Genomic DNA, 24,884 nt, shown 5'->3' on the forward strand with positions numbered 1-24,884 from the left:
CTATTTATACAAGTCAGTTAATCACGATTCAATGCCACGACTACGTAAATAATCTTCATAATTACCTGTATAATCAATGACTTTATCTGATGTAATTTCAATGATTCGTGTAGCAAGTGAACTTACAAATTCTCTATCATGTGAAACAAATAATAACGTCCCTTGATAGAGTTCAAGAGCTGTATTAAGCGACTCTATTGACTCCATATCCAAATGATTGGTTGGTTCATCCATAACAATAATATTCGGACGTTGCATCATCAGTTTACCAAATAACATACGACCTTTTTCACCACCAGAAAGCACTTTGACTTGCTTTTTAATATCATCTTGGGAAAACAATAAACGTCCTAAAATACTACGAACCGATTGTTCGTCATCGGTAGGTTGTTTCCATTGACTCATCCAATCAAATACGGTTAAGTCCTTATCAAATTCATATTCATGATCTTGGGCATAATAACCAATATTGGCATTTTCCGACCATTTTATATCGCCCTGATCGGCAGTTAATTCTCCCATAAGCGTCTTAACGAGTGTCGATTTACCAATCCCATTAGTTCCTAAAATTGCGACTTTTTCACCCACTTCAACCATTAAATTGAGATTTTTAAAAAGTGGATCACTATCAAATCCTTTGGTTAGATTTTCAACTACAAGAGCATTGCGAAATAGTTTTTTATCTTGTTCAAATCGAATAAATGGATTTTGCCGACTTGAGGCTTTAACTTCCTCAAACTTAATTTTTTCAATCTGTTTTGCTCTTGATGTTGCTTGTTTGGATTTGGCGGCATTAGCACTAAACCGACTAACAAAAGATTGTAGTTCACTAATTTGGGCTTTTTTCTTAGCATTATCAGCTAATAAACGTTCCCTTGCTTGAGTTGATGCCGTCATATAATCATCATAATTACCCGGATAAATTCTCAGTTCACCATAATCCATATCGGCCATGTGGGTGCAGACCATATTCAAAAAGTGGCGATCATGCGAGATAATAATCATGGTACTTTCGCGTTCATTTAAGGTATTTTCTAACCAACGAATAGTATCAATGTCTAAGTTATTGGTCGGTTCATCTAACAATAAAATATCAGGATTTGAAAATAGAGCTTGAGCTAATAAAACACGCAACTTCCAGCCAGGTGCAATTTCACTCATTAAACCATAATGTTGTTCAATAGGTATCCCCACCCCTAATAACAATTCGCCTGCACGCGCTTCCGCACTATAACCATCCATTTCGGCATATTGTGTTTCTAAATCCGCCACTTTAAAGCCATCTTCTTCACTCATTTCAGCTAATGAATAGATATGATCGCGTTCTTGCTTAATTTGCCATAATTGAGTATGCCCCATAATTACGGTATCTAGCACACTATATTGCTCAAAAGCAAATTGGTCTTGACGTAATTTACCTAATCTTTCATGCGGATCTAAAGCCACATTTCCGGAAGTGGGTTCTAAATCACCACCAAGAATTTTTATAAATGTTGTTTTTCCGCTACCATTAGCCCCAATTAGCCCATAACGATTACCATTACCAAACTTAACTGAAATATTTTCAAATAATGGCTTACTACCAAATTGCATTGTGATGTTATTTGTACTTAACACTAAAATTTACTCTCGAATAAAAATGGACTTGCAACTCAAAAATTATATGCAATATTTTAAGTGCGCTCGCTAAAATGTGATGTGGGTCACATTATGCCATAATTAATCATTTTTGAGGATTATTCTTTTAAACGCCAAAGCCCCGTTCACTATTAAATAATTCAGGTCTAATAAGGTAAATACATAGGGTTAAAGATAATTTTTTTACCTGATACCCTATGTGTCAGCTAACCGGTTTTAATGAATATGTGGTTATATTCAAATTTACTAAGCTCATCTCAAAGACTTTTAGTACCAATAATATGTTTAATAAATCAATAAAAACAATAGATTATTCAGTTTACTTATTTTAATAAGTTAATTCGCTAAAGTAGGATAAAAAACAATAAATTATTGCAAAAATAAAAAAAACAAGTATCTTAAATATATCATTTAGCTTATCTGTACCGTTTACTTAAAACAAGTAGTCTCAAAACCTAAACCAATTTTTAGTCTCAGAGTGAACCTAAAATAAATGGAATTGCTCTGATTGAAATACAAAAAACACAATAATAACAATTAACTAAAAAATAATAAAAAACGAGAAAAAATGATGTAAAGGAAAACATTATGGCTAATATACTAGATGATCTTATTCATCAGTTAGGTGATAAGGTAATGGCAGGACTAACCAACGTTAGTCATAACCGTTATACCTTAAATATTGAAGGTCTTGCTACCCCGATTTCCATTTTATATATCAAAAGTGATGAACAATTAAACCAACCATGGCGTTATACCATTGCTTTTACCTCTATAGACAAAACATTAACCCTCAATTCTATACTTAATCAAAAAGCTTCATTTTCATTTAATCCTGTTGCGAGCAATCTACTTAATACCGCAATACATGCTCTTAGTGATTTTCCTGTTATAAGTGACACTCGCATGATTTATGGTGTGATAACTGAATTTAGTCAATTATCTGTTAATAAAGATGAAGCACTTTATCAAGTCGTATTGTCCTCCAGGTTGGCAAAACTAGCATTGAATCGCAATTACGCTATATTTCAAAATCAAAGCGTGGTAAGTGTGGTTGAAGAAGTACTGCGCAGTCAAGGTTTTACCGGAATTGACTATCGCTTAGAATTAAAAGATAACTATCCTATACGGGAATTGATCACTCAATGGAATGAAAGCGATTTAGCATTTATTCAACGTCTACTTGCCGATGTAGGCATATGGTTTCGCTTCGAAAGTCATACGACTCATGATTGTGATGTCATGGTGTTAAGTGATTATGAGCAAGGTTATCAAGAAGTTGCTGATATTGACTACAAACTTGAAAGTGGCACACTTGACGGGCAGACAGAGAGTGTTTGGGATATCGCACTGCACAGCCAAATGGTGGAATCATCGGTAAGCGTGCAAGATTATAATTATCGTAGTGCTGGAGCGGATCTACTGGGTGAAAAAAATACTCAATCAAAAGATAACACCACCTATGGCACAGACTATCGCTATGAGGAGCATTATAAAAGTTTAGGTAATGGTGGTCAAAACAGTAATACCAACGATAATCAATCAGACAGTAGTGATAACATTGAAAGTGGACAATGGTATGCTCGCATTCGTCATGAACATGCGATTAGTCGTAAAATCATCATCACCGGTAAAAGTAACCGCTACACATTAGCACCCGGTCAACATATTTGCATTACGGGCGCGCCATTACCAGATATACAAGAAGGGATAGTCATTTTAAGCGTAACAGGTCATGGAGATCGGAGTGATGCTTTTGAACTAAGCTTTACCGCTATTCCTTACCAAGTTTTAAAACCCTATCGTCCTGCACCAATAGCCTGGCCAAAAGTAGGTGGCACTTTACCGGCAAGAGTCACCAGTCCGGATAACGATATTTACGGGTATATCGATACACAAGGGCGTTACCGTGTTAAATTTAATTTTGACTTAAAAAACTGGAGAAATGGTGAAGAGAGCCTATGGGTTAGACTGGCTAAACCCTATGCCGGTAATACCTATGGCTTCCACTTCCCATTAATAGATGGCACTGAAGTTGCTATTGCTTTTATGGACAGCAACCCCGATCGGCCATATATTGCAAAAGCAATGCATGACAGTAATCATCCGGATCATGTAACAACGATAAATAAACATCGCAATGTCATCCGTACACCAACTAATAACAAGTTACGCATGGATGATAAACGAGGCAAAGAACATATAAAATTAGCCACCGAGTACGGTAAAACGCAGTTAAATATCGGTCACTTAGTTGACAAAAACAGAGAACAACGAGGAGAAGGGTTTGAGCTGCGGACTGATGAATGGGGCGCACTTGCAGCAAATAAAGGTTTATATTTAACCAGCCAGACCGAGCCTAAAGCACAAGGAAAACAACTTGATATGCAAGGTGCGATAACCCAACTTGAAAATGCGTTGTCAATAGCAAAAGCATTACAACAGGCAGCAACCAGTTCACAAGCGCACACAGCTGACACCCAAAATCAAGATCAACTAAAAACGTCATTAACTCAACTAGCAGGAAGTGGCATATTAGCCTATGCGCAAGAGGGCATTGCCTTAACCAGCCCAGAAAACATTCAATTATCAACCAGCAACAGCATGACGATGACAGCTGAAAACCAAACGGACATTACGGCGTTAAAAAACCTCACCATATCATCGGCTGAAGCAGTAGGTCTATTTGCCCATAAATCAGGAATGAAACTATTTGCCAATCAAGGTGATGTAGAGGTGCAGGCACAAAATGCCGAATTAGCTATAGCAGCTAAACAAGATATCAAAATAGATAGTGTATCGGCAGATAGTCAATTCACCGCCAGTGAAAATATCACATTAATTTGTGGTGGTTCATATATCAAAATCAATAGTAAAGGTATTGAGCTTGGCACATCTGGTAATATTTACTTTAAAAGTAATGTGTTACAAAAAATGGGGCATGCAACTATTGATTATAAGTCTATGCTTTTATCTGGTGCAATTCCCAAAACCTTCACAAAAAAAGATAAACAAGAAGGAATAACATTATATCTCAAAACGGATGATGGTTATCCCATACCGGCAACGAGGTATCAAGTTCGTTTTGCTAATGGTGAATTTAGACAAGGTCGTTTAGATCGGGAAGGTAAAGTTGTATTAAAAAATGTTCCGCCTAATATGGATTATTATTATCAATATCCTGATGATGATGACATTTTAGCGAAAGCTAATGCGCAGCGACTACACAAAGCAATTAAATCGATAAATTTTGAAGAAATGGTTGGATATTTAGCATTTTCAAAAAGTATTGTTCTAGCAACGATTGAGGCATATAAAGGGATTTATGGAAAAGATATGGTTAAAGATATTTACCAAGCATTAGGTTCTTATCACAAAGGTAGAAATACAATCGATTATCTTTTTACAAAAGCAAATATAAAAACGAACAAATATAAAAATAGCCATAAATAAGGAAAGACCATGCCAAATAACAACAAGTCAAACAATATACCAAACTTAAATGATATCATGCGTGGAGATGTTATATCTTCTACCTTAGAAAAAATCAAATCTTTGCAAGAAAACAAAATGCCAAACTTAAATGATATCATGCGTGGAGATGTTATATCTTCTACCTTAGAAAAAATCAAATCTTTGAAAAAAAACAAAAAGCCAAACTATCGAATTAGAACTAAACCACGCTTAACTAATATCATGCGTGGAAAAGCTATGTCTTTTTTTTTAGAAAGAATCAATCCCAATGCTCCTGCTGTTGAGAACATTACAGCTATATGGTTACGTTTTTATAATTTTGATAAACTTTATAAAAGACTCACTCAACCATGGGATGTAATAACTTTGTTTGGTCCTGTCGATAGCCCCGCATGGATTGATTGCAAGTTTGATAGAGAAGGAGTACACAAAATTGTTTGTACGGTTATTTATAACAATTGTATACAAGAAGAGATTGAATGTTTTCAACATGTGATTAATGAAAAGCAAACAGAATCGTATTCTTCACTCACCATTGAAGAATCAATGAATCCATTTATAGTGTATAAACAATCTGTTGATATGATAGCACAGATTAGAGAGCTTGAAAAAGAACAACAGTTAACTGATGAGGAAGAAAAAGCTTATCAAGAACGAATGAATACTATGGAACAATCTAAAAAAAGATTAAATTTTTTGCTTGAAAAAATACCAACAGATTGTCGTGAAAATTTTGGTCAAATGCATGTTAAGCATATTGCAAATATTTATGGTGATCTTGATGATAAAACGTTAAATGTAGGCTATTTTTATAATGGTCAACAAGTTTATATTGTCGATTGGACAAATTATTTAGATCGAACACAATGTGGTGTATATGAAGGAACGGGAAAAAATAAAAGACAAGCCCTCCAACAAGCTATAGCATGTTGGGATCGAAAAAATCGTTATTCTACAGGAGTCATTAGAGGGTATGCTGAGGTTGCTAAATCATCTGGCGTAATAAAAAATGCTTCGGGGAATGATATCGTATTTGGTGCTATTGAAATTAATTTTGATACCGATGGCAAAAGTGATGTAGATACTTTGTCTAATGCATTGGCAACCGCTGGCCTAGTATTATCAATAATAGCAGCTGTAGCAACATTATTCATACCTGTACCAGGTTCTCAAGTTGTATCAGCAATATTATGGGCATCAATCGCTGCATCGACAACATCAGCTGTTATTAATATTGCAGATCGGCATTTAGACGGTTTTAGCGATTGGAAAGCTGATACCTTAGATATTTTAACTATAGTTGGTAATATTTTTTCAGCAGGATCTGCATCAGTCGGAACTAAATGGGCATGTAAAACAATTGCTTTAGCAAATATCACTCAAAAACAGGCCACTAAAATTATTTTGATTGGACAAATAACTACAGATTCGATGCAAGGTATTTTAGTAACTGAAGAGTTAGCTGATGCAATTTATTCGGTTATGAATGATAAAGCGTTACCTGCTGATATTAAACTATCTCAACTATCACAGCTACTGACTCGAGGTCTGATTGACGGAGTATTAATTTCAGTCGGAGTTTCAGGAAGTGCCAAAAATCTCAAAGCCGTAAAGAATGTTACAACCCCTCATAACAAAATAAGTCAGGAAGATATTTATAAATATATTTCTGGTGAGAAAAAATTTAGTAAGGTTGATTTTGAAGATACATTATCTAAACAACAAAATAAAACAGCTAGTTCAAAGAAGGAACCATCAAAAATACCGAGTAAAGATAAAGTTAGCCCAAATAATCTTCCTTCACCTTCAGATAGGATATCCGACATCGCAGAAGAGCTAAAAAGTATCACGCCGTATACAAAAGAAATGTATAATACCAAAATAATTGAAACCAAAATTCCTGATGATAAAGGTATAAAGAAGTCATTTTCCGGCGTTCTACGCCCTGAATGGCAACTTGCTTATGTGGGAAACGGAACAAAAGCGGTATCGGGCGATTATTTTGAAAAAATGCTATACAGGAATTTAGAAATAGGTAAAAAACGAACGTCATTGAAAGCAAAAAAAGGAGAAATTTCAGATGCAACTGTACTGGACTCAGGTACTAGAAAAGACAACACTCGTAATTCAGAAAGCAAAACCACATGCTCAACCAACTATGCAACGAAAACGAGAGAGAATGGGCGGAAAGAGTTAGAAAGGGAATTAGATGCTTTAAAAAAAAGCGGATTGAGCCCTAAGCAGATATCAAAACGAGTAGCATTAGCTCAAACTCGTTGTGAAGTTGAAGGTATTGTTTCAGAAGCCAATTTTTATAATTTAGATACACCTAAGTACGTAAGTTTGAAAAGAGAAAATATTGTTAGGGCGATTGATGAAAAATATTTTGAGATTACTGATGTAAAAAAATATATGGATATGTTGAAAGACTCCTATAAATCATCAAGCAGTTTATATCCCAGTGTTACTCCCGCATACACTACTATGCATCCACTTACCGAAAAGTCAATAGCAGATTTTATTGCTAACAAAAAAAAGTTTCGTATACAAGATGGTTTACCGGGTCTACATGCTGAAGTGTTATCTACTAACAATGTATACCATCAATTAACCGCAGAAGGTAAAAATCCTGCTTTATATATGGATAAAATTGAGGTTAATACTATTCGGTTAACTCAACATGAACAAGGTAACGCTTTCCCTGCCTGCCGTCATTGTAGTGGCATTCTGTCTAAATCAAAAGGCATTAGCATACCAACTGGTCGGGTTGATGATTAAAACAATAAGGAACAAATATTATGATAGTAAGAATCGAACTTAATCAACTAGATAATAGAAGTGGTTATTACTTTTTTAACGATTTTTTGTTTACTGGTGAAGCATATGATCATCGTGATAATCAACTTTATCAAGTCTATGAAATCACCGACGGTGTGATAACTAGCAGTCGGGATTATGGTTTTTTACAAGAAGCCGGCATGATTAAAGTTGATTCTGAATTGATACATGGTGGTGACTTTGATTATGAAATGAATGATGTTCCTTATACTTATCATGGTAAACCTTTTACTGGTTTATTTTATGATTACTCTTCAGGATTCGTGTTAGCCGAAACGTTGTGCATTAATGGTTGGACGGTGAAAGAGATTAGTTTTTATCCTGATGGCACGGGTAGAATAAGAAAATACGAAGAAAAACATATTGATATTACTGAAAAAACCGGAAATAGGGAGTGGTCTTTGGAGTGGAAAGATAACTCATTTAAATGGATTGTGTCAAACTATCTAGACTTTCAAGGTAACCATTCAGGTGAGCTTAAATTGTATTTCACTGAACAAAAAAAAATTAGTCAAGTAATTATTAAAGGTGATTATGAGTATGTTTCATTATTAGTACCACGAGATGATCTACCCCTTGATTTTAAAACCTTTGAGGAGCTACTGGCAAAAAAAGATATTTTTGCAGATGAACTTTCTATTTGGTCAATTGATGATAAGTTATTTAATCAATGGTTAGATAGTGGGCTTTTAAATAAGGTTAAGCAATTAGAGCTATATCACACTAAAGTTCAGCCATTAACGATTGTAAAAATGCAAAAATTACCATCTTTACAAAAATTAACCATATCCGAATCAAAAATTTATGAAGATGATACTCCTTTATCAATTAAACAACAAACACAACGTTTTTCTGAATTAGCGACAGAACTGTTTTTATTAAAAGCACATAGATCTATCGATATCAATTTAGTTGATGATTATGAAAGTATATTCCAAAAATACTTACCGGATGAATTAAAACAACAGTTAACATAAAAGAATAAAGCAATGACAGTCAGAATTGAACTCAATCAATTAGAAAACAGAAGTGGTTATTACTTTTTTAACGATTTCTTGTTTACTGGTGAAGCTTATGATCATCGTGGTAATCAACTTTATCAAGTCCATGAAATCACTGATGGAGTGATAACTGGCAGTCGGGATTATGGTTTTTTACAAGCTGAAGGCATGATTAAAGTTGATTATGACCTAATAGATAAAGGTGTTTTTGATTATGATATCAATGATTTTTACTATTTTTATCAAACAAAACCCTTTACAGGTCTATGTTATCAATATCGCTCAGGCTTTGTACTTACAGAACAATTATGTGTTGGTGGTCTGTTTGTTAAAACTATCGGTTTTGATCCCGATGAAACAGGAACAATAAGTAAATATGAAGAAAAACATTTTGGTTAGACTGACAGGATTTGGTCTTTAGAATTTGTAAATGGTTCATATAAAAAAATTCAATCATTCTTCTTAGATTATAGGTGTAAGGGAAATACTACCTGTATGTTGACTTTATTCTTTAATGAGCAGAGGCAAATTAATCAACTAATTATAGATGGAGAAGGTAATTATAGTCATGCTTCATTATTAGTGCCACAAGATGATTTACCTGTTGATTTTAAAACCTTTGATGAACTTCTGACGAAAGAAGATATTTTTGCTGAGGATCTTTCTATCTTATCAATTGATGATAATTTATTGAATCAATGGCTAAACCGAGGGCTTTTAAATCGGGTTAAACGGTTAGAAGTAGATAAAATAGAAACTAAACCAGCGACAATTAACAAGTTGGCTAAATTACCTTCTTTAGATAAATTAGATTATACGAAACGTTCTTTAGATAAAATTGCTTTAGTTCAAGCTGAAAAACAAAGACAGATATTTGATAAATTAAAAACACGTATTTTATATTGTTCTTGAGTTATTGTAGCATTAATGTTGTTAATGGCAGTATTGTACTGATATCTAGCCATTGCGCAATGGCGATGAACACGTGGTAATAAATTTCATTATTGTTTTTTTCGCCTGTTTCCGTATTTTGTAGTAACAATCATAAACCTGATTGTTGTAAAGCGTGACTTAGATCTCTTTAGTCATTTTGCTCTTTTGCATTATGAATTAAACTTAATGTATCAAGATGAATTTAGTGCGGCTAATTAGTTGTGTGGTGATCGTACTTTTTACAGAAATTAAAATCAAAGTGCTTGTTAAATCTATGCTACATCCTATTTATTTCATAGTTTGCTTTTTGGACTTTAGTTAACAAAAGTATGTTATTTTAGTTTACAATTATACGGATAATTGATACGATTCCCATTACTATACTATTAATTATATGTTCATTGCTTATGTTATATCTTATTTTTGTGACTATTGTTTGGTCATTTTCATTTAGCTTTATCGCTGTATATTTGAGTGGTCAGGTTGATACTTGGTTTGCTGTTGTAATAAGGGTTTTATTAGCGTTTATTACGTTTATTCCTTTTTTACGTTTTAAGAATTTACGAGTTAGACAAATATTACCTTTAATGGGTGTTGGAGCATGTCAACTTGGTATCATGTACTTTTTTTACTACAACTCTTTTCTATATATTTCTGTACCAGAAGTACTTTTATTTACTATTACAACACCGATTTATGTGACAATCATTTATGATCTATTGCAACATCATCCATTAAGAATAAGTTATCTTTTTACTGCAATCATTGCCGTAATAGGTGCTGCAATTATTCGTTATGATCATATTAGTGCTAATTTCTTAATTGGGTTTTTATTAATTCAAGGAGCGAATATTGTTTTTGCCTTAGGACAAGTTGGATATAAACGGATTATGGAACTATATCCTTTACCACAACATCAAGCTTTTGCGTGGGTCTATTTAGGGGCTATTATTGTTGCAACGATTGGTTGGTTATGTTTTGGAAATCCTCAAAAATTACCTACAACGCAGACACAATGGATTATTATCGTTTGGTTAGGTGTTGTTGCTTCTGGTATATGTTATTTTTTATGGAATTTCGGGGCAACTAAAGTTGATTCAGGTACGTTAGCCATCATGAATAATGTAGTTATTCCCGCCGGAATATTAGTCAACGTACTTATTTGGCATCAATCCATTGAATGGACTCGCTTTTTATTAGGTAGTGTAGTGATTGTTTTTGCTTTATTTATCCATTATAAATTCAATAAATAATCGCTTAATTTCTAAAAACTATATTGAAGTAAAAGGTAAATGCGTCATGATTGATAAAATTAACGGTGTTGTGATTGATGATAATGCCGTAGATATTAATAAACTTGACGCAATTGGACCTTGTAATACTTCAAATTGTCTTGCCATCATATAACAGTTAATTGCAATTGACATTGAACTTAATAGTACAATGACTTGCAGTTCTAATAATGGTAAGCCCAAAAGGATACCTAAAATATAAGTGACAATTGGCAAAATAGTTAATTTTATTATGCAGATAGAGGCAGTAATAAGTAACTTATCCCGTATTTTATATTCAGCCAGTCCCATACCAAGCACAATCAAGGAAAGAGGCGCGGTCATATCACTGACCATTTTAGTTGATTGATTAATAAATTTTGGTAATGGAAAACCTATAAAATTGACTGCAATACCAACAAAAACTCCGATAATAATAGGATTTTTCGAAATATTTTTAAAGGCTTTTATTATGCTGTTGAATGATAGTTTTCCTATTTGTACAAATTCAATAGATATACTTGCTAAAGTCCATAAAATGAGAGCATTAAATACTACAATAATGGCTACAATAGGAATAGCATTATCACCCAGTAACATTTTGATAATTGGTATTCCTACAAAGACTGTGTTGGTATAAATTCCTCCCATAGCAAACAGGGTGCTTTCCGAGCCATTTAATTTAAATACCTTCGAAGCAATCAGGCAACCAAAAGCAAAAACAATAAATGTACCACCAAAAAATACGAGTAATAATGTATAATTTATTTGTGAATGCTCCGAAAAGTGGCTCATGATCTGAAACAGCATAATCGGAATAGCTATATAAAAAGTAAATTTGGTTAGGCTATCAGTAATTGTTTTTTGCCAACGTCCAATTTTTACAGTTAAAAAGCCAAGCAAAATTAAAACAAATAAGGGTAATGTGGCTAAAAATTGGAACCATAAAGTCGAAAAAAATCCCATTTTAGTGTATTTATGATCTGTTAATGATTTCGAATGAAGAACCATTCTAATTCAGTTGATCGTTGTTTATCAAACTTATAACTGTCCAAATTAAAACTTTTAATATCTTCACGCTGATTAATTTTATTTTTTATAATAAAACGACTCATCATTCCTCGTGCTTTTTTGGCATAAAAACTGATAACTTTGTATTCACCTTTACTTTTATCTAAAAAGATCGGTTGTATAACAGTCGCTTTTAGCTGTTTAGTTTTAATTGCTTTAAAATATTCATTTGAAGCTAAGTTGATCACAGTTGGATGCGTTGAATTCGCTAATTGCGTATTTATGTATTGGGTAATTTGTTCACCCCAAAATTGGTATAAATTTGTATTTTTCCCATTTTTTAAACCAATGCCCATTTCTAAACGATAAGGTTGTATCAGATCAAGCGGTTTTAAAATACCATACAAACCCGATAAAATTCTTAAATGTGATTGGGCAAATTGTAGATCTGAGTCAGTAAAATCTTCAACATGTAGTCCCTCATAAACATCACCTTTAAATGCTAATATTGCTTGTCGGGAATTGTTGAGATTAAAATTCGGTTGCCAATTTTGGAATCGTTCATAATTTAATTCGGCTAATTTTGGACTGATAGACATTAATTTAGTTAAATCATTGGCTGTCAATTTTTTACAATCTTCAATCAGGTTTTTAGTCATATTGATAAATTGTGGTAGGGTATGTTCTTGAGTAAGTAATGGACTTTGATAATCGAGAGTTTTTGCAGGAGAAATAAGAGTTAACATAAAATTGTTGACCTATTGTAATTTGCCTAATTTAGGTTTATTGTACCTTCTTTTTGCAAATAAAGGAGTAATAAAATGAATTCCACCAAAAAAGATATACATGATATTCGATCTTGGGCAAATGTTCGTGAAACTTCTATAGAAATTGCAGAAGCTATTTTTGAATTGGCCAATCATGATGAGAAAGTGGCCGAGCAAATTTGGCAAGAAGGGAGTGATGAAGTTTTAAAACTCGCCTTTTCCAAAACAAAAGCAAATAAATTGTTTTGGGGAGAACAAACCGTGGAACGTAAAAATATTTAACTTGGTATGAATCTTACTTTTCTTGGTACCAGTGCCGGTAGCCCAACTAGTGAACGTAATGTTAGTTCGATTATTTTAGATCTTCTTCAGGAACGCGGAAAAATATGGCTTTTTGACTGTGGTGAGGCTACTCAGATGCAAATGCAAAAAGCAAAATATAGTCTGGCAAAACTGGAAATGATCTTTTTAACTCATTTGCATGGTGATCATCTATTTGGGTTACCTGGCGTGTTAACGAGTCGTTCGTTATTGCAAAATCAATCTCCGTTAACCTTAATTGGACCTAAAGGTATTAAAGAATTTATCGAAACAGTTACCAGAGTTAGTTACTCTTGGTTAACTTATCCTCTTAATATTATTGAAATAGAACATGACGATACGGTGTTTGAAGATAAGCAATTTTGTATTAAAGCAAGACAGCTTGAGCATCGTGTTCCATGTTTTGGTTATCGAATTATTGAAAAAGAGCGTCCTGCTAGTCTTAATATAGATAAATTGAAACAAGATAACATTAGCAGTGGACCACTGTATGCCCAGCTTAAACAAGGTAAAACGGTGACACTTGAAGATGGACGAGTGATTAATGGTCTTGATTATTTAGGTGATGCTAAACCTTCGCGAAAATTAGCTATTTTAGGTGATACCATTCCTTGTCAATCTTCGATTGAATTAGCTGAAGATGTCGATATATTAGTTCACGAGGCCACTCAAGAAGATATACTACAAGATAAGGCCACCGAGCGTGGTCACTCTACTACCGTGCAAGCCGCCACAATTGCTAAACAGGCAAAGACCAAAAGACTCATCATTACTCATATCAGTCCTAGATATAGTTTAAAAGATAATGATCAATTGGTTAATGAAGCAAAAAGTGTTTTTGCTAACACTGATATTGCTACTGATTTAGCCTCTTTTCAAGTTTAGTAAATAATACCGTCCTAGCCAGTAAGTTTGCTGATTATTCATAGCTAGCAAATAACGTATAAAAGAACTTATTAGCATATAACTTACTACATTTTTGTGAAAAATATTCAGGAGTCTATACCGTTTAAGTTTTCTTTTGATGCAACAAATAGCAGTTAAGTGAGTTGTAACAGGATTGGTTTGTATATAATTTGCTACATATTTTGTAAAAAATATTCAGGAGTCTATACCACTTCATTTCTCTTTTGACGCAACAAATAGCAACTAAGTGGGTTATAACAAGGTTGGTTTGTATAGAATTTGCTACATTTTTTGTAAAAAATATTCAGGAATCTATACCGTTTCAGTTTTCTTTTGACACAACATATAGCTACTAAGTGAGTATAGCAGGGTTGGTTTGCATATAATTTGCTACATTTTCGTAAAAATTATTCAGGAGTCTATACCGTTTCAGTCTTTACGTGATTAGTGCAAGATTGTTACTCTTTATTGGTTGAATAAAAATCAACCAGTAATGCGATTTAATGAACTTAAACGAAGTATTAAAATATTGCTTTTAAAACGTTAAGTAACACTTTAAAAGAAATGGAAAAAATACCCGCAAATTCTACCTAAAGTTGAATAGGGGTTACTGGATCGAGGAAAAACTTTAGTGCCTATTTTTTAGATAGGCTTTGCCAATGTGAAAATCTTCATAACAACGATAAATTATAATATGTTAAAACTGTCAGAATTAATCTCTGAATTATCGCCGACATTGCCGGCGAATTGGTTCATTAGTCACAAATAAATGCTATAAACAAAAATCCTTAATCAAGCGCTCAATAGTCACTTTAGTTGGTTTTAAAAAGTCCATTGAGATAAATTCATCGGGTTGATGCGCTTGCTCAATAGAACCCGGCCCTAGTACGATTGTTGGAGCAATCTGATTTAAATAAGGGGCTTCAGTGCTGTAATTAACGGTTTGCGCTGTATGACCAACCAGCTTTTCAATATGCTGCAATGCTGGGTGATCTTTTTTACATTCATATCCGGGTATTGGCGAAACTTCATATTCCACCGCAATACGATTAGGATATTTATCCATTACCGGCTGTAATGCTTCACATAGTGCATTATAAAGTGAATCGACATCATTATCCGGTAGTACACGAATATCAATAATGAGTTCACAGCAACCACAAATACAATTAGCTGCATCACCACCATGGATCACACCCAAATTCAAAGTCGGGTAGGGAACGGTAAAGCCATCATTATGGTATTGTTCTTTAAATTTCTGTTTTAATTTTAATAAACGCTCAATAACTAAATGCATAATTTCAATCGCATTAATGCCTTTATCTGGATCGCTAGAATGACCTGATTTACCAATGACTTTAATCGAATTGGATAAAAAGCCCTTGTGAGCGCGAATTGGAATTAATGATGTTGGTTCACCAATAATGGTACAATCGGGTTGCAATTGAGTCTGTTTAGCAAAAAAAGAAGCGCCAGCCATGGAGGTTTCTTCATCTGCGGTGGCCAGTACATAAATTGGCTTAGTGAGTTTTTTGAGATCTATATCACGCAGTGCATCTAAAATAAAAGCAAAAAAGCCTTTCATATCAGCAGTACCAAGTCCATATAATTTGTTATTTTCTTCGGTTAATTTAAACGGATCTTTGGTCCATTGACCGTCGTCAAAAGGAACAGTATCACTATGGCCACTCAGTAATAATCCACCTTTAGTTTTATTTTGGCTATTGGAATAGGTAGCGAGCAGATTAAATTTATGACGAGTATTAGGCACAGGTTGAATATCCACCGTAAAGCCTAAATCAGTAAACCAAGTGGCTAATTTATCAATAAGCGGTTGGTTGGAATAATCTAATTTTTCATTGGTGACATTACTGATAGTCGGGGTTGAAATAAGTTCATTATAGAGAGTCAAAAAAGAGGGAAGTGTCATAAAAATTACCTTTATAAAATAGCCTAACGCAAGTTCAATAATCGAATTATAAGCATAGCACTTAGCTTAGCATTTGCCTATGATTTAGCGCACGCTTTCATTTTATTGGTAGTTATTAGCAGTCTATAAGTGACATCATCACACCTTAACTTGTTGTATCTTAGACAAGATTAGGAAATGGTGACATAGTTTGGATCCAGTGCTACCACGGACGGTATTAGTAAAAGCGTTTTTAATTAGCAACCGTGCCATATTTACGTTAAACAGGATTGGTGAGAATCTTGCTAAACAATCTCCCCACACCCCACGGGAAGTAGTGGTCACTGCGTGACTATCTTCACTTGCTAATTGACACTTAACGAACTACTATGTATCGCACATTCCTGTGCGTTTTTGGCTCATCCGGCATCCTACCATATGTTATATGCCAATTAACTCCCTTGGTACCACTTAAGCGGAGGGATTAAAGACCAATACCTTTTTGCAATAAAAGGGTAGGCTATTAAGGTAGTTAGGTTTTTTAGGTGTTAAATTAACCGTTAAAGTGTGACGACAACTGAAGGGGTAGCACGGAAAACAGCGAGATTTGCCGAAAGAGTGAGTTGTAGCAAAAAATCATGACCAATGCATTAAGGCCAAATGAAGGCGGATGAACGTTGTAGACCACAATCTACAGGTTTGTGTTGGGGTTGTAAGGCAATTTTACCGCTAAAATTCTTTAATTCGAGCGTTGGTATTGTAATTAAGATAATCATCGAATCCTATAGCGGTCGAAACCTTACGGACTGTAATGATTAAACCATTATTGTCATCATTATTTTAGTTAAGATTCGCACTTAGTATTTGGATTCAAGAATACCAAGTACCATTAAAACTAATAATTAATTATAATGAACACAATTGCTGTGTATGCTTGATACTGTGCTAATGTAATCAATGGATGATTAATAAGTATGAAAAATTTTATCAGAATAATAATGGTTTTATTGTTAAGTCTTACTTTGCTACCGTTTGCCCAAGCACAAACTTTTGTGAAGCAAGATTATGGTAATGATAATATTGAAGGTTTAGCTTATATCAATAATAAAGCTAAACAATTTATTAATCAGTATAACCAGCAACACCACACCAACTGGCAATCACTTGAGCCTAGTGCTAAAGTTATCGTTCCTAAATGTGCGGTACCGTTAAAAGCTAAATGGGAAAAAGTTATATTAGGTGATGACCATATTCCCCATAAATATGTTATCGCTGTTTATTGTGAAAAAATGCGTGATCCTAAACAAAAAAAATGGAGTGTAAGGGTTCAAGTGTGCGATGAACAAAGTGAACTAATAACTTCGATAAAGTAGAGAGTTTAAACCGAAAGCCAACTATTTTTATTTCTACTGATCATTGATAATTTATTTCACCAATGGTAACTCATCCCATCGAGTCGTGTAGCGTTGGCTAAGTCGTTCTCGCTTTATCTGCCAAGGGGCTTGTTGTCGTATTCCGCCTAGTTGGATCGTGTTTTTCCCCATTTTTTGATTAATGCTGTCTATTGTTTGCATTAATTTGTCATTTTTTTGAGATGATTTGCTGGTGAATAAATCATACTGAGAATTGCTGTTTTTGGCTTTTAGATCCAATAGCATTACCCCCGCTTTCATAAATAAACATCCTTTTTTATAAATAGTTTGTAATCCTTTTTGGGCGGCTTGAATGATTAATCGCGAATCATCAGTAGCAAAGGTAAGTGGCACTACAATGGATGGATGATATTGGATGAGATCTTTTCGAAAACGATTCGTTTTTAAAAAAACCAGAACAGCATTAGCAACGGATTTCTGATTTCTGAGTTTTTCAGCACCTCGACTTGCATGAATGCGAATAGCCTCTTGTAAGTCAAATAACTCACCAGTTAAACAACCAAAGCTACGTGAAGTCATGATATTTTTTTTAGGCGTAGATAAATCATCTAATTCAATACAGGCAATGCCTCGTAGTTCTAATACTGTTCGTTCAAGTACCACTGAAAATTGTTGTCTAATCTGTTTTAAATTGGCTTGGCGGAGATCCCAAGCTGTATATATACCTAATAAGGTTTGTAGTTTTTCAGCAATACGTCGTCCAACCCCCCAAATCTCATCAATAGTAAATGCCTGTAATATTTTACGCTGTCCCTTTTCATTAGTCGGCAAGCAGTAAACCCCTTGATGAATAGTTTGCTTTTTAGCAATATGGTTGGCTAATTTTGCCAAGGTGCGTGTTGATGCAATACCGATACTGACCGGTATACCTGTATCTCGTTTAACTATTGCCCTTAATTTTTGGCAATGTGTCGTGATATCATTAAATCCATTTAATTGAATAAAAGCCTCATCAATAGAATAAGGTTCAATATCAGCCGTATAGTTTCGTACTGTATCAAAAACACGTTGGCTCATATCGCCATAAAGTTCGTAATTAGAACTTAATAATGTTATTTGTTTTCGAATATGAGTGGGAATTTGAAAGGCTGGCATTCCCATGGGTACTAGGGGTTTTAGTTCATTAGATCGTGCAATTACACAACCGTCATTATTGGATAAAATACCAATTGGTTTTCCTTCTAATTTAGGGTTAAATACTCGTTCGCAAGAAGCGTAAAAGTTATTACAGTCTATCAAGCCGATCATTAATGTCCTCGATTTCGTAAAGAATGAATTGTATGGATCACAACGCCCCAAATATGTACTTCTTTACCTGTTAATGGAATGGGTGGATAAAGTTCATTCCCTGATAATAAATGGTGTTGTCCGTTGATTAATCCCAAGCATTTGCATGTTAACTCACCATCAACAGCAGCAACTACAATATCATCGAGTTTTGGTTCTAAAGATCGGTCAACAACTAATAAATCACCACTATAAATAGCATAATCAATCATCGAATCACCCACTGCTTTTATATAATATGTTGCACTGGGGTGTTTAATCAGATGTTCTGTTAAATCAAGTTTAGTTTCTAAATAATCATCAGCAGGTGAAGGGAATCCTGCTCTGACCGGTGTATCGACTAAAGGTAAATGATTTTTGGCTGAAATATCAACCAATCCAAGCACAATACAATCTTTACTCAAAAAAGTTCTCCTACAAACCAATATAAAAATCATCACTAAAATATGATGCGCTCAATAAAATTACCTGTGTAAATATACAGTATTAAATGAGTATTTCAATAGAATTCTATGTAAAAAAAGAGAAATGAAGCAGAAAAATGCTTATATGAGTGGTTAAATCATTAAAAGTTAACAAGGAAGATAATAAAAATTAGATTAATTTTATCAATATGTTACTTAGTTGATTTAGTAAAATTATTTTATCGCTATGCAATAAGTCAAATCATAGATGTTTTATTAATTTTTATTTTTTTGTGTGCTTCAGTTATGAGTTAATTTTATTTATAAAAAATATTTGGTATTATTTAATTAAATTTAATGAACACGCATAATAAATAGTTAAGCTTCATATTATAACATATTATAAATTAAACACTTTAAAACAAGGTATTGGTAATGAAACAGTTAAGTAAAAAATGGGGTATTGTTGCAATTATCGTTATTGCTGTTGGTTTTATCATATGGCAACAAACAAAAACTGATGGATTTGGATCGGACTTTATAAGTGGTAATGGGCGTATCGAAGCAACCGAAATAAATATTTCAGCCAAATTAGCAGGAAGAATTGAAAAGATCAATGTAGAAGAAGGCGATTTTGTTAAAGCCAATCAACCTCTCGTTATTATGCAGACTGATACTTTACAAGCAAAATTAAATGAAGCCAAAGCGCAATATCGCCAAGCTGTTAGTAATGAAGCCAATGCTAAAGCTCAAGTCGCTTTAAAAATGAGTGACAAAATTGCAGCAGAAGCGGGAGTTACTCAAAAAGAGAGTGATTTAGATATAGCGTTAAAACACCTTGCAAGAACGACGTCTCTTTATCAAAAAGGTGCTTTATCTGTTCAACAATATGATGATGATACAGCAACCGTTAATAGCGCCAGAGCGGCGTTAGATTCAGCTAAATCGCAAATTGTTGCTGCAGATGCTGCTATCCAAGCGGCGCAAGCGAGTGTTGATAGTTCTGTTGCCGCTATTAATGTTGCTAGCGCTAATATTAGCCAAATTCAAGCTGATATAGATGATAGTACATTAACCGCACCTGTTGATGGACGTATTCAATATCGCATAGCCCAACCAGGGGAAGTTTTAGCTTCTGGTGGTAAAGTACTAAATTTAGTGAATTTAGCTGATGTTTATCTTACCTTCTTTTTACCTGAAACAATAGCCGGAAGAGTAGCAATAGGTGATGAGGTTAGATTAGTCCTTGATGCATTACCGAATAAGGCGATTTCAGCAAAAGTTTCATTTGTATCAAGTGTTGCCCAATTTACACCTAAAACAGTTGAAACCAGAGATGAACGACAAAAATTGATGTTCCGAGTAAAAGCCCAATTAAGTCCTGAATTATTACAATGTTATACTAACCAAGTCAAAACAGGTTTACCTGGAGTAGCTTGGGTTAGACTTGATCCTAAAACATCTTGGCCAGCCGGTTTATCTGATCTAGCGAAGTGTCCAACCAAATAATTGGAGATAACCTATGTCAGAATCAGACAACAAGGATTTAGCTTTACCTGCTGAAGATAAACCCGTTGATGATGCAGTGGTGAGAGTAAATAATGTCACCCTGCATTATAAAAAAACGTGCGCACTTGATAATATAAGTTTGAATTTTCCTCCTCGTTGTATGGTTGGATTAATTGGTCCAGACGGTGTGGGTAAATCAAGTTTATTATCACTTATCGCTGGCGCACATGTTATTCAAGAAGGTTTGGTCTATGTTTTAGATGGTGATATGAAAGATAAATCTCACCGCAAATCTGTATGTACTCGAATCGCTTATATGCCTCAAGGGTTAGGTAAAAACCTTTATCCAACTTTATCGGTTGAAGAAAATTTACAGTTTTTTGCTCGTCTTTTTGGTAACAATGCAGCAGAGCGCCGTCGTCGTATCGATGAATTAACTCGCAGTACCGGACTTTATCCATTTCTATCAAGACCGGCGGGACGATTGTCTGGAGGAATGAAACAAAAAGTAAGCTTATGTTCTGCTTTGATTCATGATCCTGATTTATTAATTCTCGATGAACCAACTACTGGTGTTGATCCACTTTCCAGAGCGCAATTTTGGCAACTCATTAATAAAATTCGTGAGCAACGACCACAAATGAGTGTTATTGTAGCAACAGCTTATATGGATGAGGCACAAAACTTCGATTGGTTAGTTGCTATGTATGGTGGTAAGATCCTTGAAACAGGCACCCCTCAATCATTATTGACTAAAACCGGCAAAGATAACTTAGATGCAGCTTTTATTGAATTAATGCCAGAAGATGCAAAACAAGGTTATCAATCTGTTGAGATCCCACCACTTGAAATCAATCAACAAACGCAAATTGCGATAGAAGCAAAAGGATTGACTAAACAATTTGGTAATTTTATTGCGGTTGATCATGTCAATTTTTCCATTAAACAGGGAGAAATATTCGGATTTTTAGGATCGAATGGATGTGGTAAATCAACGACCATGAAAATGTTAACCGGATTATTGCCTATTTCATCAGGTGAAGCATGGTTATTTGGTAAACCGGTTGATGCCAGTGATATAAACGTAAGACGTCATTTAGGTTATATGTCACAGGCTTTTTCTTTATATAGCGAATTAACGGTTGAACAAAATTTAGTTTTGCATGCACGTCTATTTGGCATTGAAGAAAGCAAAATTCCGGCTCGGGTTGAAGCCTTACTTAAACGGTTTGGCTTAGAACAAGATGCACAAAGTCTACCGGATAGTTTGCCGTTAGGGGTAAAACAGCGGTTATCATTATCGGTTGCGGTAGTGCATAATCCTGAAATTCTGATTCTCGATGAACCAACATCCGGCGTCGATCCCATTGCGCGGGATGATTTTTGGCGTTTAATTATTGAACTTTCCCGTCAAGATAAAGTAACGGTATTTATTACTACGCATTTTATGAATGAAGCGGCAAGATGTGACAGGATCTCATTAATGCATGCCGGTAAGGTTTTAGCCAGTGATACACCAGATAATATTATTGCATCAAAAAAAGCTAAAACGTTAGAAGAAGCATTTATCAACTATTTGGTTGATGCAGGTGCTGATGATACCGCAACCGATGAGAAAGCCGAAGAAACATCGAACGTCAATAATAATAGCGAAGTAAATAATTCATCTAATAGTCATCTTAGTGGTTTTAGTTTAACGCGAATGATTGGTTGTCTATGGCGTGAAACATTAGAACTTTCTCGCGATCCACTGCGAGCAGTGTTAGCCTTATTAGGTTCAGCCATTTTAATGTTAGTTATGGGATATGGCATTACAATGGATGTGGAAGATCTTCGTTTTGCGGTACTCGATCGTGATCAAAGTGGTATCAGTCAAAATTACACGCTGAATCTATCTGGTTCAAAACGTTATTTTATCGAGCAATCACCGATAACTGATTATAATACTATGGATGCGCGAATGCGTAGTGGAGACATTTCCTTAGCGATTGAAATTCCACCTAACTTTGGTCGGGATATACAACGAGGCGATCGTGTTGATATTGCTATTTGGATTGACGGTGCTATGCCACTACGTGCAGATACCATTAAAGGCTATGTTCAAGGAATGCATCTAGCTTGGCTGAGTGAAAAAGCTAAAGAACATCTAGGGCAGAATATGGGTAGTTTAGCTAATGTAGAGACAAGATATCGCTATAATCCAGATATTAAAAGCTTGCCATCAATGGTACCGGCAGTGATCCCAATTTTACTGTTGATGATCCCATCAATGTTAGCTGCTTTATCAGTAGTACGTGAAAAAGAGATGGGATCAATTATCAATCTCTACGTAACACCGGTAACAAGAACTGAATTTTTATTAGGCAAACAAGTTCCTTATATTATCATCTCGATGCTGAGCTTTTTATTATTATTAATAATGGCGATAACCATTTTTAAAGTACCGATTAAAGGTAGTATATTAACTTTGTGCCTAGCTGCTTTAGCCTATTGTATTATCTCAACCGGATTCGGATTATTGGCATCAACAGTAACACGTAGTCAGATTGCGGTTATATTTTTAACGTGCGTTGGAACTATGCTACCGGCAATTCAATTTTCAGGACTGCTTAATCCGGTTTCATCATTAGAAGGGATAGGGCGCTATATTGGTGAAGTTTACCCTACAACGCATTTATTGATCATAGCAAGAGGTGTATTTAATAAAGCGCTTGGTTTTGCTGATTTGCATAGTTCTATTTTCGCTTTATTAGTGACAATTCCTATTGTAATTGGCGTTAGTATTTTACTTCTTAAAAAGCAGGAAGGATAAATATTATGCAGAGTTTAATTAATATTTATCGTTTAGGTATAAAAGAGTTATGGGGCTTATTACGCGATCCTATTATGTTACTATTAATCGCTTATTGCTTTACGCTTGATATTTATACCGCAGCGACAGCAACATCTGATTCCCTTCATCATGCTTCCATAGCTATAGTAGATGAAGATGATTCACCATTATCAAGACAAATTATTCAAGCCTTTTATCCACCGATGTTCATAAAACCAGTTAAATTAAATTCAATGGATGAAATGGATCGAGGTATGGATACAGATAAATATACCTTTGCTTTGAATATTCCACCTGATTTTCAGCGTGATGTTTTAAATAATCAAAGCCCACAAATTCAGCTTAATGTGGATGCAACTCGTATGGGGCAGGCTTTTGTTGGTAATGGTTACATTTCCCAAATTATTTCTGGTGAAATAACAGAATTTGTCAATCGCTATAGAGAAACAAATAATCTACCGGTCAACATCGAAGTACATACCGCTTTTAACCCTAACTTAACTCGTTCATGGTTTGGCTCGGTCATGGAGATCATTAATATTGTCACCACATTGTCAATCATTTTAACCGGTGCTGCATTAATGCGAGAACGTGAACATGGTACTATCGATCACTTACTTTCCATGCCAGTTACACCTTTTGAAATTATGATGTCTAAAATCTGGTCTATGGGATTAGTGGTACTTGTTTCGACATGGGGTGCATTATTAGCGGTGGTACACGGTTGGCTTAACGTGCCAATTTATGGATCGGTAACACTGTTTTTAGTTGGGGCGGCATTACATCTTTTTGTGACAACTTCTTTAGGTATTTTTATGGCAACAGTAGCTAAATCAACCGCACAATTTGCCATGTTATTTATTCTAATTTTATTACCACTGCAAATGTTATCTGGAGGAAGTACTCCGCGTGAAAGCATGCCTGAGATTGTACAAAATATTATGATGATTGCACCAACAACGCATTTTGTTGAATTAGGACAAGCAATCTTATATCGAAGTGCAGGAATTGAAGTAGTTTGGACATCTTTTGTATGGTTACTAGGTATCGGTACTGTATTCTTCCTTTTCGCCTTAATGCGTTTTCGTAAATCAATTGTTAATATGGGATCGTAAGAGCCTATTAAACATTGAATACCAACTGATAATTATTTAACTACCTTTAAACTAAGGTAGTTAAATAACGTTCTTTAGATAGTATCGAATCACTAAAATTACTTACTTGTTTTAGTTGATGTTAAATCATTAACAAATCTTCTAACGTAGAGTTAAAAGACGATCTTCCATTGCTGCCCCTGCTGTTACTGTGGTAACTAAAATCAATTTGGCTAACACTGATATTAAGCTTGT

Annotated in this window: 18 protein-coding genes and 1 pseudogene; 13 read left to right on the forward strand and 6 right to left on the reverse strand. The window is 34.6% G+C overall.

Annotated elements, in window-relative coordinates; genetic code table 11:
• Positions 1–21 precede the first annotated feature (21 nt).
• On the reverse strand, positions 22–1,617 hold the full coding sequence (locus tag A9G11_RS13400) for an ABC-F family ATPase (protein WP_065620081.1): 1,596 nt from the start codon (positions 1,615–1,617) through the stop codon (positions 22–24).
• 609 nt (positions 1,618–2,226) lie between these two features.
• On the opposite strand from A9G11_RS13400, the gene A9G11_RS13405 reads away from it, so the two are divergent.
• From A9G11_RS13405 to A9G11_RS13430, 6 genes are all read left to right on the forward strand, one after another.
• The gene (locus A9G11_RS13405) at positions 2,227–5,091 is read left to right on the forward strand and encodes a type VI secretion system Vgr family protein (protein WP_065620082.1); all 2,865 of its coding nucleotides are present in this window, start codon (positions 2,227–2,229) and stop codon (positions 5,089–5,091) included.
• 9 nt (positions 5,092–5,100) lie between these two features.
• Entirely contained in the window at positions 5,101–7,890 is a 2,790-nt protein-coding gene (locus tag A9G11_RS13410) for a YwqJ-related putative deaminase (RefSeq protein ID WP_065620083.1), read from the forward strand.
• Between the two features lie 20 nt (positions 7,891–7,910).
• Entirely contained in the window at positions 7,911–8,927 is a 1,017-nt protein-coding gene (locus A9G11_RS13415; RefSeq protein ID WP_065620084.1) for a hypothetical protein, read from the forward strand.
• A 12-nt stretch (positions 8,928–8,939) separates the two neighbouring features.
• Positions 8,940–9,350: a hypothetical protein gene (locus tag A9G11_RS13420; protein ID WP_065620085.1), complete on the forward strand. Its 411-nt coding sequence runs from the start codon at positions 8,940–8,942 to the stop codon at positions 9,348–9,350.
• A gap of 96 nt (positions 9,351–9,446) precedes the next feature.
• On the forward strand, positions 9,447–9,863 hold the full coding sequence (locus A9G11_RS13425; RefSeq protein WP_065620086.1) for a hypothetical protein: 417 nt from the start codon (positions 9,447–9,449) through the stop codon (positions 9,861–9,863).
• 428 nt (positions 9,864–10,291) lie between these two features.
• Positions 10,292–11,137, forward strand: a complete 846-nt coding sequence (locus A9G11_RS13430) for a carboxylate/amino acid/amine transporter (protein ID WP_065620087.1) — start codon at positions 10,292–10,294, stop codon at positions 11,135–11,137.
• Between the two features lie 18 nt (positions 11,138–11,155).
• Here A9G11_RS13430 and A9G11_RS13435 read toward each other — a convergent pair whose 3' ends face one another.
• Together A9G11_RS13435 and yaaA are read right to left on the reverse strand one after the other, a co-directional pair.
• Positions 11,156–12,166, reverse strand: a complete 1,011-nt coding sequence (locus A9G11_RS13435) for an AEC family transporter (protein WP_081298579.1) — start codon at positions 12,164–12,166, stop codon at positions 11,156–11,158.
• On the reverse strand, positions 12,142–12,912 hold the full coding sequence (gene yaaA, locus A9G11_RS13440) for a peroxide stress protein YaaA (protein WP_065620088.1): 771 nt from the start codon (positions 12,910–12,912) through the stop codon (positions 12,142–12,144). The genes A9G11_RS13435 and yaaA overlap by 25 nt, the downstream gene beginning before the upstream one ends.
• Before the next feature lie 75 nt (positions 12,913–12,987).
• On the opposite strand from yaaA, the gene A9G11_RS13445 reads away from it, so the two are divergent.
• The 3 genes and pseudogenes from A9G11_RS13445 to A9G11_RS14855 all read left to right on the forward strand — a co-directional run.
• Positions 12,988–13,215, forward strand: a complete 228-nt coding sequence (locus A9G11_RS13445) for a YccJ family protein (protein ID WP_065620089.1) — start codon at positions 12,988–12,990, stop codon at positions 13,213–13,215.
• Positions 13,216–13,221: 6 nt separating this feature from the next.
• Positions 13,222–14,139: a ribonuclease Z gene (rnz, locus tag A9G11_RS13450; protein WP_065620090.1), complete on the forward strand. Its 918-nt coding sequence runs from the start codon at positions 13,222–13,224 to the stop codon at positions 14,137–14,139.
• Positions 14,140–14,611: 472 nt separating this feature from the next.
• Positions 14,612–14,761: pseudogene (locus tag A9G11_RS14855) on the forward strand (winged helix-turn-helix transcriptional regulator); the annotation flags it as partial.
• A 171-nt stretch (positions 14,762–14,932) separates the two neighbouring features.
• Here A9G11_RS14855 and argE read toward each other — a convergent pair.
• Positions 14,933–16,096 (reverse strand): acetylornithine deacetylase, encoded by a 1,164-nt coding sequence (argE, locus tag A9G11_RS13455; RefSeq protein WP_255308553.1) that lies wholly within the window; start codon positions 16,094–16,096, stop codon positions 14,933–14,935.
• A 947-nt stretch (positions 16,097–17,043) separates the two neighbouring features.
• Here argE and A9G11_RS13460 point away from each other — a divergent pair.
• Positions 17,044–17,442: a hypothetical protein gene (locus tag A9G11_RS13460; RefSeq protein ID WP_065620092.1), complete on the forward strand. Its 399-nt coding sequence runs from the start codon at positions 17,044–17,046 to the stop codon at positions 17,440–17,442.
• A gap of 51 nt (positions 17,443–17,493) precedes the next feature.
• Here A9G11_RS13460 and A9G11_RS13465 read toward each other — a convergent pair whose 3' ends face one another.
• Together A9G11_RS13465 and A9G11_RS13470 are read right to left on the reverse strand one after the other, a co-directional pair.
• A complete protein-coding gene (locus tag A9G11_RS13465; RefSeq protein ID WP_065620093.1) occupies positions 17,494–18,750 on the reverse strand; it encodes a Y-family DNA polymerase in 1,257 nt (418 codons plus the stop codon).
• Positions 18,750–19,193 (reverse strand): translesion error-prone DNA polymerase V autoproteolytic subunit, encoded by a 444-nt coding sequence (locus A9G11_RS13470; RefSeq protein ID WP_255308552.1) that lies wholly within the window; start codon positions 19,191–19,193, stop codon positions 18,750–18,752. Before A9G11_RS13470 ends, A9G11_RS13465 begins: the two co-directional genes overlap by 1 nt.
• Positions 19,194–19,628: 435 nt before the next feature.
• On the opposite strand from A9G11_RS13470, the gene A9G11_RS13475 reads away from it, so the two are divergent.
• The 3 genes from A9G11_RS13475 to A9G11_RS13485 are packed head-to-tail and all read left to right on the forward strand — an operon-like array spanning position 19,629 to position 24,650.
• Positions 19,629–20,702: an HlyD family secretion protein gene (locus A9G11_RS13475; protein ID WP_065620095.1), complete on the forward strand. Its 1,074-nt coding sequence runs from the start codon at positions 19,629–19,631 to the stop codon at positions 20,700–20,702.
• A 13-nt stretch (positions 20,703–20,715) separates the two neighbouring features.
• Entirely contained in the window at positions 20,716–23,514 is a 2,799-nt protein-coding gene (gene rbbA / locus A9G11_RS13480) for a ribosome-associated ATPase/putative transporter RbbA (protein ID WP_065620096.1), read from the forward strand.
• A gap of 5 nt (positions 23,515–23,519) precedes the next feature.
• The gene (locus tag A9G11_RS13485) at positions 23,520–24,650 is read left to right on the forward strand and encodes an ABC-2 transporter permease (RefSeq protein ID WP_065620097.1); all 1,131 of its coding nucleotides are present in this window, start codon (positions 23,520–23,522) and stop codon (positions 24,648–24,650) included.
• Positions 24,651–24,884 lie beyond the last annotated feature (234 nt).

The organism is Gilliamella sp. wkB108 (assembly GCF_001690195.1).
Lineage (GTDB): Bacteria > Pseudomonadota > Gammaproteobacteria > Enterobacterales > Orbaceae > Gilliamella > Gilliamella apicola_L.

Bases quoted from the DNA above. Each gene is read 5' to 3' on its own strand.
- rbbA (WP_065620096.1), top strand. From the start codon at position 20,716: ATGTCAGAATCAGACAACAAGGATTTAGCTTTACCTGCTGAAGATAAA.
- A9G11_RS13475 (WP_065620095.1), top strand. From the start codon at position 19,629: ATGAAACAGTTAAGTAAAAAATGGGGTATTGTTGCAATTATCGTTATT.
- A9G11_RS13460 (WP_065620092.1), top strand. From the start codon at position 17,044: ATGAAAAATTTTATCAGAATAATAATGGTTTTATTGTTAAGTCTTACT.
- A9G11_RS13445 (WP_065620089.1), top strand. From the start codon at position 12,988: ATGAATTCCACCAAAAAAGATATACATGATATTCGATCTTGGGCAAAT.
- rnz (WP_065620090.1), top strand. From the start codon at position 13,222: ATGAATCTTACTTTTCTTGGTACCAGTGCCGGTAGCCCAACTAGTGAA.
- A9G11_RS13405 (WP_065620082.1), top strand. From the start codon at position 2,227: ATGGCTAATATACTAGATGATCTTATTCATCAGTTAGGTGATAAGGTA.
- A9G11_RS13430 (WP_065620087.1), top strand. From the start codon at position 10,292: ATGTTATATCTTATTTTTGTGACTATTGTTTGGTCATTTTCATTTAGC.
- A9G11_RS13420 (WP_065620085.1), top strand. From the start codon at position 8,940: ATGACAGTCAGAATTGAACTCAATCAATTAGAAAACAGAAGTGGTTAT.
- A9G11_RS13410 (WP_065620083.1), top strand. From the start codon at position 5,101: ATGCCAAATAACAACAAGTCAAACAATATACCAAACTTAAATGATATC.
- A9G11_RS13485 (WP_065620097.1), top strand. From the start codon at position 23,520: ATGCAGAGTTTAATTAATATTTATCGTTTAGGTATAAAAGAGTTATGG.
- A9G11_RS13435 (WP_081298579.1), bottom strand. From the start codon at position 12,166: ATGGTTCTTCATTCGAAATCATTAACAGATCATAAATACACTAAAATG.
- yaaA (WP_065620088.1), bottom strand. From the start codon at position 12,912: ATGTTAACTCTTATTTCTCCTGCAAAAACTCTCGATTATCAAAGTCCA.
- A9G11_RS13465 (WP_065620093.1), bottom strand. From the start codon at position 18,750: ATGATCGGCTTGATAGACTGTAATAACTTTTACGCTTCTTGCGAACGA.
- A9G11_RS13425 (WP_065620086.1), top strand. From the start codon at position 9,447: ATGTTGACTTTATTCTTTAATGAGCAGAGGCAAATTAATCAACTAATT.
- A9G11_RS13415 (WP_065620084.1), top strand. From the start codon at position 7,911: ATGATAGTAAGAATCGAACTTAATCAACTAGATAATAGAAGTGGTTAT.